Source organism: uncultured Mailhella sp., from assembly GCF_963931295.1.
Classification (GTDB): Bacteria; Desulfobacterota; Desulfovibrionia; order Desulfovibrionales; family Desulfovibrionaceae; genus Mailhella.
On the sequence record NZ_OZ007001.1, the window covers coordinates 2,755,866 to 2,770,456 of the forward strand.

The following is a 14,591-nucleotide window of genomic DNA, read 5'->3' on the forward strand; positions in this document are numbered from 1 at the left end:
GCATGGGAGTGTTGCAGAGCATACGGAGCTGGCGCGTGCGTCGCGCCCGTGCGCTGCTCAGAAGCTGGGGCTACGACGGCGCTTCCCTTTCGGAAGCGAACGAGTGGCACACGGTCAACGAGCAGATCAACTGGCTCATAGGCCGGGCTTCTCCGCGCCTTCGGGCCCGCGTGCGAGACCTGGTACGCAACTTCCCGCTCTTTGCCCGCGGCGTGAACGTGTACACCGCCTATATGGTGGGCCGCGGGGCCCGCTTCCAGTCGCTGGCCGTGCATCCCGACGGCTCTCCCGCCTATGATGCGCGTCGCCGCATAGAGGACAGGTTCCGCGCCTGGATGGAACAGGATGCCGATATCTCCGGAGGGCTGCATTTCTATGAGCTTCAGCAGCTTTTGTGCCGCCAGATCATGGAATGCGGGGAAGGCTTTTTCACGTTCTGCCGCCGGTCTCACTACCATGTGTCGCCGCTTGCGCTCATGCCCATAGAGGCGGACCGCCTCACGGAATTGGGCGGCGGCCGGGATACGGAGCGCGTAGGGCATTTTGCCGGTGTGGAATACGACAGACTCACCGGGGAAAAGCTGGCCTATCACATCATGAACGACGGCTACAGCGCGGACGTGACCCGCGTGCCTGCCGACGAAATGCTGCACATTTACCAGCACCTGCGTCCCGGACAGCTTCGAGGCGTCACGCCATTTGCCCCGGCCATACTCACAGCCCGTGCCATGAGCCAGTTTGTGGAGAGCGAACTGGACGCGGCCCGCAAGGCCGCCAAGTACCTGGCCATAGTGACCACGGATCAGCCGGACGTGTACCAGGCGGCGCGCGGCATTGCCGGCGCAAAGAAGACGACGCAGGGCACTCCCATAGAAAGTCTGGAAAACTCCATCATCGAATACCTGCGCCCCGGTGAAGATATCCGCTTTGCCGAAGGCGCGAGCCGCCCGGGCGATGCCTTCGACCGTTTCAACCGCTTTGCGGCCCGCATGGTGGCCGTGAGCATAGACGTGCCCTATGAGGTGCTTTCCGGCGACTACACGGGCATCAACTACAGCACGTCCAAGGCCAGCCGCGGTGACGCCCTCATGCTGCTCCGGCCCCATCACTTCATGATGCAGAACCGTTTTTCCATGCCGGTGTTCCGCCATTGGCTGGATATGGAAGCCCTCACGCAGGATTACCTGCCGGGGTACTGGCTGGGCCGGGAAGGGTATCAGCGCTGCATGTGGATACCCGCGGGCATGCCGAGCGTGGACCCGCAGCGTGACGGCCGGGCCGATATCGAGGCCATAGCCGCGGGACTCAAGTCTCCGCAGGAGGCCATTCTCGGCCGAGGCGGCGATCCCGAAGAAGTGCTCGATCAGCTGGCGGAATGGCAGCGCATGGCGGATGAGCGCGGTGTGACCTTCGGCCAGGTATCCGAAAGCCTGAGCAGCAATCCGGCTGCGCTGGAAGATCAGCCGGTAACCATGAATGGAGGCAACAATGCCGAATAAGAGAACGGACATTTTTCATGCGTCCAGCCGCTCAGTTTCCCTGGGGCGGCGTGGCGTGCCTCTTTCTCTCAACGAGGCGGAACGCAGTGTGGAGTTCACGGCGGCTACGGAGCGGCCGGTGAACGTGTGGGACTGGGAGAAGTGGGATGTGGTGCCCGAGGTTCTGCGTGTGGATGGGGTGCAGCTTCCTGCATCCGGCCAGGTGCCGCTGCTGGACACTCACGACGGCACGAGCGTGCAGAACGTGCTCGGCAGCTTCGGAGCCTTTCGCACGGAAGAGGGCCAGCTCATAGGGCGTGCCACTTTCTCCGGAGTACAGGCCGGATCGGATGCCTTCCGCCGTGTGGCTGAAGGGCACATTACCGACGTTTCCGTGGGCTACGAGGTTCTGGCTTCCACCTGGGTGGAGAGCGGCGCCACGGCCATGGTGGAAGGAGTGGAATACACGGGCCCCGTGCGCGTGACCACGGCATGGAAACTTTTTGAGGTGTCGCTTTGTCCCGTAGGTGCGGACGACAGGGCGAAGGTACGGGGAAAAATCATCAACATCGGAGGACAATCCATGAACAGGAATCCCGGACAGGGGAAGCGTTTTGACGCATCCGCCGCGAAGGAGCAGCTGAGCACCGCCGTTGAAGCTCTGAACGCGCTGGCAGCAGTGCTTACGGAACCGGAAGAAGAGAAGACGGACGATACTGCGGAAGATAGTAACGAACCTGCGGCCATACCGGAAAGCCCTACTGGTGAAGGCGACGGCCGAGCCTGCGAGCCGGACGACAAGACCAGGGAAGACGCCGTGGAAGAAGAACGCGCCCGCATTATGGAAATCTCGGCCATGTGCCGCGCGCACAACATGCCCGCCAAAATGGAGGAAGAGATGATCCGCAAGGGCTACAGTCTGGACAAGGCCCGTGCGGCCGTTCTTACCCGCCTTGAAGGACGGAGCTCTGCCGCCTTTGCCCGTGTGGATGTGGGCCGTACCGAACAGGAAAAAGTGCGTGAGGCCGTTTCCCACGGCCTGCTGCTGCGCTGCGGTGTGGCAGAAGCCCGTATCAATAACGGCAAAATTGCTGCCGGCGCCCGTGAGTTCTCGGGCATGAGCATGCGCGAGGTGTGCCGTGAGATGCTCATGAGAAGCGGACAGCCTACAGGCGGCAACGTGGTGGAAATGGTGGGCCGTGCGCTCTCCACCACCGATCTGCCGAACCTTCTCACCGATACGGCCAACCGCGTGCTCATGGACGGCTGGGAATCGGCGGACAGACAGTGGGAAGTCTGGTGCGGACTGGACTCTGTTTCCGACTTCAAGGAGCTCACGCTGCTGGACTTTGCGAGCGGTGACGATCTGGCCCTTATTCCTGAAGGCGGCGAATACCAGAACGGCCGTGCTGCCGAGCATGCGGAAAGCGTGAAGATTGAGACCTACGGCAAGATTTTCCCGCTCACCCGCCAGGCCATTGTGAACGACGATCTGGGCGCGTTTGCCCGCATTGCCCGCAACCACGGCGAAGCGGCCGCCCGCATGGTGAACCGCCTTGCCTGCCGTGTGCTCACCGCCAACCCGACCATGGGCGACGGCACGGCGCTCTTCCACGACGAACACGGAAACCTTGTATCGTCCGGCGGTAACGTGCCCACCGTGGAAACGCTGGGCGCAGCCTTCCTGAAGATGCGCACGCAGAAGGACGCCCTGGGCAATCGCGTTCAGATCCGTCCGCAGTTCTTCATTGCGCCGGCCGCGCTGGAAACCGGCGCCGAAGTCTTCTTCAACTCTCAGCTTATCGGTACGCAGGAAAAGCCCAATCAGGCGAACATCTACGCGGGCAGCGTGCTGACTCGTGTGTATGACGCGGAACTGGACGACGTTTCCGCCACTGATTGGTATCTGGCCGGCCCCAAGGGCAAGACGGTGACCATATTCACGCTGAACGGCGCGACGGCTCCTTACCTTGAGTACAAGGAAGGCTGGCGTGTGGACGGTGTGGAATACAAGGTGCGCCTTGACGTGGCCGCCAAGGCTGTGGCCTGGCAGGGGCTGTGTAAGTCTGCGAGCTGAAGAAAAGGAGAGAGAACATGCAGAACAAGATTCAGGGAACCCACCTCATGAGCTACGCGCCGTCGTCCACTCCTGTGAAGGGTGGCGACCTCGTGAAACTGGGAGACTCTTTTTACGGCGTGGCGGTGAATGACCTTGCCGTGAATGAAACCGGCATTGTTGATACGGACGGTGTTTTCGAGCTTCCCAAGGTCACCGGCGCCGTTACCCAGGGCGCGCCGCTGTATGTCGGCAGCGACGGCAAGGTGACGGTCACGGCAACGGACAAGGCTTATTGCGGCCGGGCCTTTGCCGCTGCCGGCAGTTCGGATGCCACGGCCAAGGTCATGCTGAACTTCGGCGTGGACCCTTCGGCCTATAACGCGGGCTAGTCGTATGGGCTGCTTTGAAAAAGCCCATGCCTTCGTGGAGCGCATGGAAGGCGGCTTTGTGGACGATCCCGCCGACCCCGGCGGAACCACGAACTACGGTGTATCCCTGCGCTTTCTCAAGTCTCAGGGGCTTGAAGTCGGGGACATCGACGGCGACGGCGACATAGATGCCGACGATATCCGTGCGCTTACTCCGGAGCGAGCGGCGGGAGTTCTCCGCCGCACGTTCTGGGATGTGTTTCCGCTCGATGCCGTGCCGGACCCTCTGGCCCTGGCCGTGTATGACACGGCCGTGAATATGGGAGTGGGGCAGGCCAAGATGCTGACGCAGAAGGCTCTTTTTATAGAGGCAGACGGCCGCTGGGGCCCGCTGACCTGGGCGGCCGTAAAGGCCTGTTCTGATCCCAAGGCGGCAGCCCTTGCCATGGTAGAGCGCCGCCGGGAGCGTTACGCGGCGCTGGTGCGGAACAACCCCGATCTGAGGAAGTTTTCCCGCGGCTGGGAAAACCGCATGAAGGCGCTGGAAAAAGAAATAAGGAGTGCTGTGTGAAGACTCTTTTTCTGATGGGGCTGATGCTGCTCTTTGTCGCAACGGGGGCCATGGCTGAGGAAGCGGTGGAAGAGGCTCCGCTGGGCGCGGACATTGTGGCTGTATTGCTCACGTATCTGCCTGCTTCCTGGGGAGGATGGGTAACGCTGGTGGTGACGGTGTGCGCGGCCATAGCAGCCTGCTGGCCGAGACCTTCCGACGACGCGAATATCTTTGTCCGGATTCTGTACGCAGTGGTGAACGCCATAGGCTTCAATGCGGGCAAGGCTCAGAACGCTGACGATGCAGCCGCCCAGGTGCGAAAGGGCCGGGCGTGAGCCGTGTCACTGAAATCCTTTATCTCCTGCTCTCCCTTGGGGTGCGTCTTCTGGAACGGCTGGATGAAAAGAAAGCAGAGGAGTTTCGTGCTTCTGTGCTTGCTGATCCTGCCGGCGAGTGGGTGCGCCTCATGGGAGGGACGGACAGAAGGGGAAGTTCTGGAAGCAGCGCCGACAACACCGGGAGCGCTGGTCACTGAAGGCTGGTCCTACGTTCACGGCGGAAGGGAAATTACAGAAGAAGGTACATGGGTTCACCTGCCCGCAGGGGAAGCGGGAAATCTCCTTTTGTGGGTGAAGCAGGCGGAGGAAAAATGCCGATGAATGATCTGGGGAACGAGTCCCGCCATGCCGCCGAGTATCTGGACTGGTTCCGGGGGATATGGCCGCTGGCGCTTCTGGCCTGTGTGCTGGCCTTCCTTGTGGCGGCCGGGCACATCAAGCGCAGTTACCGCCAGCGCAGCCGTGGGCAGATTATCGGTAACATGCTCTGGTCTGCGCTGGTGACGGGCTTTCTGGCGCTGGGGGCGGTGGCTCTGCTGCCGCTGGTAGCTCCCGAACCGACCAGGGGTATGGAAATAGGCGTGGTCATCTTTGTCTGCGTGTTCGGCGTCAAGGGCATGGACGTGGTGCTTCGCCGATTCATGGGCCTGTCGGTGGTGGACCTCATGGACCCGGCGGACATCAATGACATACGCCGGGGAATGTCTCCGAGGCAGCAGGAAGAACACGCCAGGAACTGTCCCTTCCGCTGTGGGGATTGCAGGAGGCGGTGATGGCTATGCAGGCGGGACCTGTGCGGGAGCACGGAGGGCACTACAAGAGGCGCTACGTCCATATCCGTACGGCGCAGAATTTGAATCTGGACATGGACCTGTACCTGGCTGGGGAACTTTCGGCAAGGAATCTGGCGCTGAAGACGAAGGAGTTTACGGCGGTACAGGCCAATGCCGTGAACACGGCGCTGACGTTCATGCAGAAAAAGATGCTGGCCATGCTGACGGGCCGGTATGCAGTTTCCAGAAAGTTCTTTTCCCGCTGGTTTTACCGGCGCAGAGCCGATGCCAGGAAAGGAAAGGTGATCGGACTTATTCGTGCATCGGGCCCGAGGTCGGTTCCCATAGAGGATTTTCCTCATGAGGTGAAAGGCCCGACCTACACCAAAAAAGGAAAGCTGAAGAAGCGCGGCGGACTGTATGTGAAGATCAGGCGTGACGAAGGAGTGAAGCTTGTGGAGGGGGCGTTCAGCTGGTCTCCGCATGGTGGAGACCTGTACTTCGCGCGCAAGGGGAAAAAGCGTCTGCCCATTGAACGCAAGTTTACTACGTCCGGGCTCGAATATCTGGTGAATGAAGAAAACCATGACGGCCCCGAGGCCCGGGAGATGAACCGGGAGGGGATGGTCTATCTGCAAAAGGAACTGACGCGCCAGCTCGACAACCGTCTGGCCAAAATAGCCGCCCGCATGGCGGCAAAGGGCAGCTCATGAACATTCTGGACAGACTGGATGCAGACATGAACGCCGTGTTCTCCCAGGAAGACGGCATAACTGAGGCCTGCGTTGTGGAGAACGTGGCCCTGCGCTGCTTTTACGAATACCCCACGGAAGACGTGCAGCCCGGTTCCGCGCGGCTGGCCACGCCTGTGCGTGCGCCGTATGCCACGCTGCTGGTTTCGGAGGTGAAAGCGAAGCTCGGCCGCAAGCTGAAACGCGGGGATGTGCTTACCGTTCGCGGCAAGGCGTTCCGCATCGAGGTTATCCGGCCCGACGGCATAGGGGGCCTTGTGTGCAAGCTGAAGAGGCAGGAGACGGGCAATGACTCTTAATGAGTTCCAGGACAAGGCGGAGACCTTCAGTGAGCCGTACTTCGACAGCGTGGACCACTGCGCAATCGTACTTGGCGAAGAAGCCGGGGAAGTCCTGGGCAAGGTGAAGAAGTGGGGCAGGGACGCTGGATTTGATCGGGAGTCTCCTCAGTTCAAAGGCATAAAAGACGAGCTTGGAGATGTTTTCTGGTGCGTGTCGCGCATGGCGAAGCAGTGCGGCTGGACGCTGGAAGAAATAGGGCAGGACTGCTGCCGGAAGCTTGCCGATCGTAAGGAGCGCGGAGTGCTCCATGGGGAAGGAGATAGCCGATGAGCGCCGATGTTATGGGCACATTGCCGGCGCATCCGCGTACGGCACTTCGTCAGTCCGTGGGGGCGCTCATTGAAGCGGCGGGCTTTTCCGGCCGCGTGTACTTGAATCCGGAAGAGCCCTGGGATGCTCCCTCGTTCCCCAGCGTGGGCGTGTACATCGTCAGCGAGAACAAGGCTGACACTGATCTCCATCCTGAACCGGACAGCCGAGAGGCCACGCTTGCCGTGGACATTCTGGAAGCAGTGCGGGGCAACTGCCTGCCCCTCGATGACCGTATCGAGGCGCTGGAGCTTGCCGTGGACAGGGCTCTCACCTTTGAGGCCGTGGACAGGGAGTTCACCGCCCGCGGTGGCCAGCTGGAAGACTTTGAATATTCCGGCATGGAGCTCGGCAAGGCCGACAATGGAGAAATCACCGTGGCCTGCCTCACGCTCACGTTTACGGCATTTTACCGGATGCCGCCGCGTGAGGGGACCGTGGACCTGTTCCGGACCGGATACATCGAATGGGATCTTGCCGACGGGATGAATCACCCCGACGGACGCAAAGAGGCAACGGACATAGTGACCCTTCCGCAGGATGGGGACGAAAGCAAAGGAGAATGACATGCAGCGCGAACAGATGTTTGTGAAGCCTGCACCCGGGCGCGTGGTGCGCGACCCGTCCACCGGTCTGCCGCTTCCTGAAGGCGGCGCGGTGGTGGAGAAGACGCAGTTCTGGCTGCGGAGGCTCAGGGACGGCGACGTGGAGAAAATCCATGAGGAAAGGAAGGAGACGGAATAATGGCCATATCGTTCAATGAAGTGCCGCAGGGCATTCTTGTTCCCGGCGCCTATATCGAGTTCGACAACAGCCAGGCCATGCAGGGTGCAAGCCTCATGGACTACACGGCGCTTATCTGTGCCCAGATGCTGGAAGGCGGAACGGCGGAGCCGCTCAAGGCCTACAGCGTGACCAGCGCGGAGCGTGCGGCTGAGCTTTTCGGCCGCGGTTCTCAGGCCCACCTCATGGCGAAGGCGTTTCTTGAAAACAACAGCTATACGAGCCTCCGCATGATCGGCGTGGAAGATGGAGAAGAGCTGACCAAAGCCACGGGCACCATATCCGTGGCAGGAACGGCCACGCTGGGCGCTCCCATCTATCTGTATATCGCGGGGCAGGCTGTGTCCGTGGCATGCGCAACGGGGACGGAAGCGGCAGCGCTGGCCACGGCCATGGCTGCGGCAATCAATGCGGAAGCGGACCTGCCCGTGACAGCACAGGCAAGCGACACCACGGTCACGCTTACGGCCAGAAACGGCGGTACTCTGGGCAATGATATAGATATCCGCCAGGCCTACTACAACGAAACCATGCCCGAAGGCATCAAGCTGACCATTACGGCCATGAGTAAGGGCGCCGGCCAGCCCGATGTTGAAGAGCTTATCGCCGCCTGGGGCGATACCTGGTACCACGTCATAGCCTGGCCGTGGAACGACCGCAGCAGTCTGCGCACTCTGGAAGCCGAGCTTGAAGACCGCTGGGGCCCGCTGCGTCATATCGACGGCGTGGCGATCACGTCCAAAGCCGGCACGTTTTCCGATCTTCAGGAGTTCGGCAGCGGGGAAGACAAGGGCAACTACGCGCATATCTCCATTGTGGAAGCCTGCAAGACTCCCACGCTTCCGGCGGTGCGAGCTGCTGCCGTGGCGGCTCTGGTGGCCTATTACGGCAACAACGACCCCGCGCGGCCGTTCCAGACACTGACCATTTCCGGCGACCTTGCGCCGGCGCAGGAAGACCGGCTTACCCTTGAAGAACGCAACCTGCTGCTGAAGGCCGGCATAGCCACCACGGTGACCGATGCGGGCGGCAACGTGACCATTGAGCGCATGGTGACCAACTATCTCACCACGTCCACCGGTGCGGCGGATACCAGCTATCAGGACGTGAACACGCTGCTGACGCTCTCGTATCTCCGTTATGACTTCCGTTCCCGCATCCTGCGCAAGTATCCCCGCCACAAGCTGGCCGGCGACACGGAAACCATAGCCCCGGGGCAGGCAATCATGACCCCGAAGCAGGGCCGTGCCGAAGCCGTAGCCGCCTTCCAGGACTGGCAGGAACTCGGCCTTGTGGAAGACATAGCCAAGTTCAAGGCCGGTCTTGTGTGTGAGCGCAACGCCACCGACGTGAACCGTCTGGACTGGCTCATCACTCCCGATCTCGTCAATCAGTTCCGCGTGGCTGCGGTGCAGATTCAGTTCCGTCTGTAAAAGGAGCATCATCATGGCAATAGGCAACCGCCGTGCGGGCCGTATTTCCTTCAAGGTGGACGGCACGCTCTATGAGGCAAAGGGCAGCTTTTCGTACAATCTCGGCCTTGACGTAAGGGAGGCCATCATCGGCGCCGACGGCGTGCATGGCTACAAGGAAACGCCGCAGGTGTCCTATATCGAGGGCGCCGTGACCGACAGGGAAGATCTCGACCTTGAAGCTCTTGTCGGTGCGGATGAATGCACCGTTACGCTGGAGCTCAACAACGGCAAGATCATCACGCTGTCCCGCGCGTGGTTTGCGGGCGACGGTACGGCATCCACCGAAGAAGCGGAAATCCCCGTCCGTTTTGAATCCAAGAGCCGCGCCCAGGAGGTGAAGTGATGAACGACGTTACTCCCGTCACCGTAACGCTGAACTATCCCGTGCAGTTCGGGGACGAACTCGTCACGGAACTGAAGTTCACCCGCCGTGTGCGTTTTTCGGACATGGCCGACGCCTCGGCCCGGGCCCTGAGCATGGGGGACATGGCCCGCATCATCGGCAGACTGACCGGGCAGGACAGGCAGATCATCATGCGTCTGGAAGGGGATGACATTGCCCGAGTCATGGAGGCGGCCACACCTTTTTTAGGGAATGGCCGGACGATTGGCGAATAGCCGCAGGCTTTCTTCTGGCGGAGTGTCACACGCAGCCGAGTGAGATCATGGCCATGACCGGCCCGGAGCTTCGGTTCTGGGCCGGATGCCTGGCAGCATACGGAAAAGAGAAGAACCATGGCAAAGAATAAAGTTTCCATAGATTTTGTCATAGGAGCCTATGACAAGTTCTCTGCTGCATTCGCAAAGTTCAACGCAAAAATCGAATCGGCAACTTCTGCTGTGAGCCGTATGCAGGCGCAGGTTTCCCGCTTCGGAGAAAGAAGCGGTCTGACCCGTGTGGTCGGGGCTGCGGGGGACGCGGCCGACGCCTTTGCAGGCATGGGCGACGGCGCCATGGAGTCGCTCGACCGCGTGTCCGGTGCGCTGGGAAAAATGACGTTGCTCCTCGGAGGCACTACCGGCGGCGTGCTGGCTCTTTCGTCGGCCACGGCGGAGCAGGCACAGGCGGCAAGTCGGGCGGCGGAAGCCTTGGGCGTGCAAGCGACCGATCTTCAAAAGCTGCAATACGCCGCATCCACGGTGAACGTGGAAGCGGAAGACATGACCGACATCCTTTCCGACCTCACGGAAAAGATGGTGGAAGCCGGAGATTCGGACGATCTGGCCGCCATGTTCAAGGCGCTGGGCGTGTCGGTCAAAAATACCGACGGCACCATGAAGAACTCGGCGCAGGTCATCATGGAAATCTCTGATGCCTTTTCCCGAATGGAGGACGGCCCGGTAAAGACCAAGCTGGCCATAGAGCTTTTGGGCGATGAGGGGCGCAAGCTCATTCCCGTGTTGAACAAAGGCTCCTCCGGCCTCAGAGAACTGGGGAGAGAGGCAGAACGGGCAGGCATGGTCTTTGACGATACTGCCAGGGGCGACGCAAGTCGTTTTCAGGATGCCATGCGGGGCGTGGGCAATCAGCTTGCCGGGCTGCGCAATGCCATCGGCCAGAGCCTCATACCGGTCCTGACGCCGGTCATAGAGAGATTCGGCGACTGGCTTGAGGCAAATCGGGCTCTTATCGCTTCAAAAGTCGGAGAGTGGATACAGATGGTGGCCGACAAGATTCCCGCTTTTCTGGATGGAGTGGACCGTTGGCTCAGTGCCGGTGGAACGCTTCTCGGATGGGTGAGCGACTTTGTGTCTGCCATAGGTGGCGCAGAAAATGCGCTTATGCTGATTGCAGCCTATATGTCTGCCCCCTTCATCAAGGCTCTTCTCGTGGCTGGAAAGGCGGTGGGCGGCTTGGGACTTGCGCTTACGGCAACACCTTTTGGAGCTTTTATGACGGCCATAAGTGCTCTCGTAACCGCCGGATGGTGGCTCTACAAAAACTGGGAGAAGATATCCGCAGGAGTAAAGAAATTCTGCACGGAAATAGGGAATGCCGTTCAGGGCGCTTCCGACGTGCAGGAGGCGGCCGATCTTCACGGCATAGATCTGGAAGATACCGACGCGCTCATGGACCCGGAAAACGCCCGGATACTGGCGGAAGCTGCCGGAGGCAGTCGGCGTGACTCGTCTTCAGCAGCAGTAACGCCACAAACGGACTTTCCTGACTTTTCGGAAAACAATTCTCTGCCGGCGACTGGATCCTCCGGCTTTTCGAGTCTCGCCCGCTCCGGAACGGTATCTTCTGAGACGGTGCGCAAGGAAGAGAAGGAAGTAACACACAAGGTGGAGCTTATCGTTCCTGCCGGTATGGAAGCCAGAGTCGATCAACAGGCCAGCGACGCTGTCACGGTGAAGCGTGATAACATGGGCTACGGCTGGTCCTTTGCGGGGGTGTAACATGGCCCAGGCATGGAAGCTTCGTATCCAGTCGGCGTCCTTTCGAGGGGTACCGTTTCAAGTATCTGCGGCAAGCGGAGAGCTCGGGCGCTCTACGGCGCTGCATGTTTTCCCCAACGGCTCGGCTCCGTACCCGGAAGATCTGGGCAAGGCTCCACAGTTTTACGACGTGCAGGGCTTTGTTTCCGGCTCTTCGTACATGACGCAGCGCGATGCTTTGGAAGCAGCCTTTCAGCAGCCCGGTCCCGGTACGCTGGTGCATCCGTGGTACGGCAGTCTGTATGTGGCGCTTGCCGGGCCCGTGCGCACGCAGCACAGCGCGGCCGACGGCGGCCTCTGGCAGTTTCAGGCGCGTTTCGTGCGGGTGGAAAAGCCCGGCGGGCTGACGGGCGCTCCCAACCTCATGGACTCGGTATCTGCGAGAGTAAAGTCGGCGGCAGAACGTGCGCAGGCGCTGGCCGATTCCGTAGGGCAGTACCTGGACAAGGGGGCCTGGGTAGTCTCGCAGATAGAAACAGCCGCCGGCGTTTTCATCAGCAGTGTGAAAAGTGTTTTGGCCATACCGGAAGGGCTTTCTACGTTGGCCGGTCTAGCCGGCTCCACCGGATGGCTCACGGGTATGATTTCTTCGGGGAGTTTCGGTTCTTCCTGCTGGGATATGGTGCAGGCCGGGGTGGAAAATATGCCTTCCGGTTCTGGGCCGGCAGCGCTGCTTGACTTGGTAAAGTCTGCTCCGGAAGTGGCGGTAAGCGCCGTGTACGGTACGTCAAGGCAGGCCGCAGCGGAAGGGCAGATAGTCATGGCCAACGTGCAGCGGCAGCTGTGTGTATCGGCAGCCTGTTCCGTGGCGGCCGGCTATACGCCTTCCACAACGAAGGAAGCAGGGGAGCTTCAGGCCGCTGTTCTGGACGCGATAGACGCCGCACAGGCGGAGGCCGACGATGAAACCTTCTCTGTTCTTTCTGATCTCCGGACGGTGACGCTTAGAGCCATGGCGGAAAAGGCTCGTACGCTGCCCGATGTGATTAGTGTGACGGAAAAGCAGGTCATGCCCTCTCTGGCCGTGTCCTGGCGTTGGACCGGCGGCCTGGACGCGGAACAGGAGCTTATCGTTCGCAACGGCCTGCGGCATCCAGGCTTCGTGCCTGGCGGCCAGGCATTGGAGCTGATAGATGGATGATATCACCTTGACCGTGGGCGGTGTGGACTGGACGGGATGGGAGTCTATCCAGGCTTCCCGCAGTGTGGATGCCATGGCCGGGGCGTTTTCACTTGGCCTTGCGGATCGTGTGCAGTACGGCGGGGCAGTTCTTCCGCTCTCTCCGGGCATGGAGTGCGTGCTTTCGTGCGGCTCCGATACTCTTGTCACCGGCTTCATCGACAGCGTTTCTCAGTCTCTCGATTCCGGCAGACATGGCATAACGGTATCCGGCAGAGACAAGAGCGCGGACCTTGTGGACGCTTCCGCCGTGCATACGCCCGGCAGCTGGAAAGGGGCGTCTCTCATGGATATCTGCACGGCTCTTTGTGCCCCGTTTGGGGTAGCTGTCACGCTTGAAGGTAATCAGGGCCAGCCCTTTACGGCGTTCCAGATTCAACCTGGTGAAAGTGTGGCGGAAGCCATGCAGCGCCTTTTGAAGCAGCGCGAACTTGTGGCCATGCCGGACGGAAAGGGAGGCATCAGGCTGGCCAGACTGGCACAGGAAACGCTTTCTGCCGTGCTTCAGGAAGGCGTGAATGTGCTTTCCGCCTCCGTGACCTATGACGCTTCCGAACGTTATTCTGAGTATCTCGTCACCTGTCAGAAGAAAGGAACAGACAAGGACTTCGGCAAGGCGTGCTCCGTCAAGGCGAAAGCCACGGATGAACAGATGCAGCGCTATCGCCCTCTTGTTATCCGTGCCAGTCAGCAGGGAGACGTGGCCTACATGCGCCAGCGTGCCCAGTGGGAAATGACTACCAGACGGGCCGACGGTACTTCCGTTCAGGTCACGGTGCAGGGCTGGCGGGACAGCACCGGCAGACTCTGGGCCCCCGGTGTGCTGGTGCCGGTACATCTTCCCACGCTGGGGATATCGCAGAATTTGCTCATAGGGGAAGTAACCTGGACGCGGGACCGTGGCGGAACCACCACGCAGCTTACCCTGAAAGATCCCGCGGCATGGCAGCCTGAACCGGAAAAGCCGAAAAAGAGCACTGACTCAGGCAGCAGCACCGACTGGGACCTGTACGTAAAACAGGCGGAAAAAGCCAAAGCTGAAGGGCAGAAGGTGCAGGAGGTCATGGTATGAGCCGTGACAGCATTATGGAAAGAGTTCGCCAACTCATGCGTGACGGCGTAGCCCGTGCCGTGCTCAACGTCGTGGACGACGAAGGCAACATGCAGCGTGTCCAGATATCTCTGCTGGAAGATGAAGTTATCGACGACGTGGAGCGGTTCCAGGACTACGGCTTTACCTCTGTTCCGGAAGAAGGTGCTGAGGCAACTGTGGTGTTTGTGGGCGCGGATCGTTCCCATCCTATTGTGGTGGTGGCCGATGACAGGCGTGTGCGCAAGAAAGGCCTGAAGCCCGGAGAAGTGGCCGTCTATCACAAGAACGGCGACTTCATACACCTGAAGAACGAGAATGAGATTGAAGTCAAAACAAAGACGTTCAATGTGAACTGTACTACGGCCACGATTGCAGCAGAGTTCGAAGTTATGCTGGACTCTCCGCTTGTCACATTGACGGGCCGACAGCAGACCACGGGCGAAAAATCCGGAGGCGGTGCGTCCACCTTTGTGGGCGGGCTGAAAAATACCGGTGGAGAAGTCATCAGCAACGGCATTTCCCTTGAACATCATACCCATCCCGGTGACAGCGGAGGGACGACGGGAGAGCCGGGGTGATGGAACGTGTCATTGTCTGGTGTGTGGTGTTGGTAAGCGTTCTTCACATCATCCATTTCATGCGGGGCGGC

The 14,591-nt window shown here is 60.4% G+C and carries 18 protein-coding genes; all 18 read left to right on the forward strand.

All coding sequences use genetic code 11. From position 1 onward, the window contains the following. Positions 1-2: 2 nt before the first annotated feature. A complete protein-coding gene (locus ABGT79_RS11640) occupies positions 3-1,499 on the forward strand; it encodes a phage portal protein (protein ID WP_346666310.1) in 1,497 nt (498 codons plus the stop codon). 55 nt (positions 1,500-1,554) lie between these two features. Then, positions 1,555-3,555 (forward strand): prohead protease/major capsid protein fusion protein, encoded by a 2,001-nt coding sequence (locus tag ABGT79_RS11645; RefSeq protein ID WP_346666311.1) that lies wholly within the window; start codon positions 1,555-1,557, stop codon positions 3,553-3,555. A gap of 17 nt (positions 3,556-3,572) precedes the next feature. After that, positions 3,573-3,926: a DUF2190 family protein gene (locus ABGT79_RS11650; protein WP_346666312.1), complete on the forward strand. Its 354-nt coding sequence runs from the start codon at positions 3,573-3,575 to the stop codon at positions 3,924-3,926. A 4-nt stretch (positions 3,927-3,930) separates the two neighbouring features. Next, positions 3,931-4,476 carry a glycosyl hydrolase 108 family protein gene (locus ABGT79_RS11655; protein ID WP_346666313.1) on the forward strand — a complete coding sequence of 182 codons (546 nt, stop codon included), beginning with the start codon at positions 3,931-3,933 and terminating at the stop codon, positions 4,474-4,476. Next, positions 4,473-4,793, forward strand: a complete 321-nt coding sequence (locus ABGT79_RS11660; RefSeq protein ID WP_346666314.1) for a hypothetical protein — start codon at positions 4,473-4,475, stop codon at positions 4,791-4,793. The genes ABGT79_RS11655 and ABGT79_RS11660 overlap by 4 nt, the downstream gene beginning before the upstream one ends. 320 nt (positions 4,794-5,113) lie before the next feature. Beyond that, entirely contained in the window at positions 5,114-5,569 is a 456-nt protein-coding gene (locus tag ABGT79_RS11665) for a hypothetical protein (RefSeq protein WP_304122555.1), read from the forward strand. Beyond that, positions 5,569-6,282, forward strand: a complete 714-nt coding sequence (locus tag ABGT79_RS11670; protein ID WP_346666315.1) for a hypothetical protein — start codon at positions 5,569-5,571, stop codon at positions 6,280-6,282. The genes ABGT79_RS11665 and ABGT79_RS11670 overlap by 1 nt, the downstream gene beginning before the upstream one ends. Beyond that, on the forward strand, positions 6,279-6,620 hold the full coding sequence (locus tag ABGT79_RS11675; RefSeq protein WP_346666316.1) for a hypothetical protein: 342 nt from the start codon (positions 6,279-6,281) through the stop codon (positions 6,618-6,620). Before ABGT79_RS11670 ends, ABGT79_RS11675 begins: the two co-directional genes overlap by 4 nt. Beyond that, positions 6,610-6,933, forward strand: a complete 324-nt coding sequence (locus tag ABGT79_RS11680; RefSeq protein WP_346666317.1) for a MazG nucleotide pyrophosphohydrolase domain-containing protein — start codon at positions 6,610-6,612, stop codon at positions 6,931-6,933. Before ABGT79_RS11675 ends, ABGT79_RS11680 begins: the two co-directional genes overlap by 11 nt. Continuing rightward, positions 6,930-7,538 carry a hypothetical protein gene (locus ABGT79_RS11685; RefSeq protein ID WP_346666318.1) on the forward strand — a complete coding sequence of 203 codons (609 nt, stop codon included), beginning with the start codon at positions 6,930-6,932 and terminating at the stop codon, positions 7,536-7,538. Before ABGT79_RS11680 ends, ABGT79_RS11685 begins: the two co-directional genes overlap by 4 nt. Before the next feature lies 1 nt (position 7,539). After that, on the forward strand, positions 7,540-7,716 hold the full coding sequence (locus ABGT79_RS11690; RefSeq protein WP_346666319.1) for a DUF2635 domain-containing protein: 177 nt from the start codon (positions 7,540-7,542) through the stop codon (positions 7,714-7,716). Continuing rightward, entirely contained in the window at positions 7,716-9,188 is a 1,473-nt protein-coding gene (locus ABGT79_RS11695; protein WP_346666320.1) for a phage tail sheath subtilisin-like domain-containing protein, read from the forward strand. Before ABGT79_RS11690 ends, ABGT79_RS11695 begins: the two co-directional genes overlap by 1 nt. 13 nt (positions 9,189-9,201) lie before the next feature. Beyond that, a complete protein-coding gene (locus ABGT79_RS11700; RefSeq protein WP_294559147.1) occupies positions 9,202-9,573 on the forward strand; it encodes a phage tail tube protein in 372 nt (123 codons plus the stop codon). After that, on the forward strand, positions 9,573-9,848 hold the full coding sequence (locus ABGT79_RS11705) for a phage tail assembly protein (RefSeq protein ID WP_346666321.1): 276 nt from the start codon (positions 9,573-9,575) through the stop codon (positions 9,846-9,848). The genes ABGT79_RS11700 and ABGT79_RS11705 overlap by 1 nt, the downstream gene beginning before the upstream one ends. Positions 9,849-9,965: 117 nt before the next feature. Beyond that, a complete protein-coding gene (locus tag ABGT79_RS11710) occupies positions 9,966-11,630 on the forward strand; it encodes a hypothetical protein (RefSeq protein WP_346666322.1) in 1,665 nt (554 codons plus the stop codon). 1 nt (position 11,631) lies between these two features. Further along, positions 11,632-12,810: a DNA circularization N-terminal domain-containing protein gene (locus tag ABGT79_RS11715; RefSeq protein WP_346666323.1), complete on the forward strand. Its 1,179-nt coding sequence runs from the start codon at positions 11,632-11,634 to the stop codon at positions 12,808-12,810. After that, a complete protein-coding gene (locus tag ABGT79_RS11720; RefSeq protein WP_346666324.1) occupies positions 12,803-13,921 on the forward strand; it encodes a phage baseplate assembly protein in 1,119 nt (372 codons plus the stop codon). Before ABGT79_RS11715 ends, ABGT79_RS11720 begins: the two co-directional genes overlap by 8 nt. Next, positions 13,918-14,520, forward strand: a complete 603-nt coding sequence (locus tag ABGT79_RS11725) for a phage baseplate assembly protein V (protein ID WP_346666325.1) — start codon at positions 13,918-13,920, stop codon at positions 14,518-14,520. Before ABGT79_RS11720 ends, ABGT79_RS11725 begins: the two co-directional genes overlap by 4 nt. The last annotated feature ends 71 nt before the right edge of the window (positions 14,521-14,591 follow it).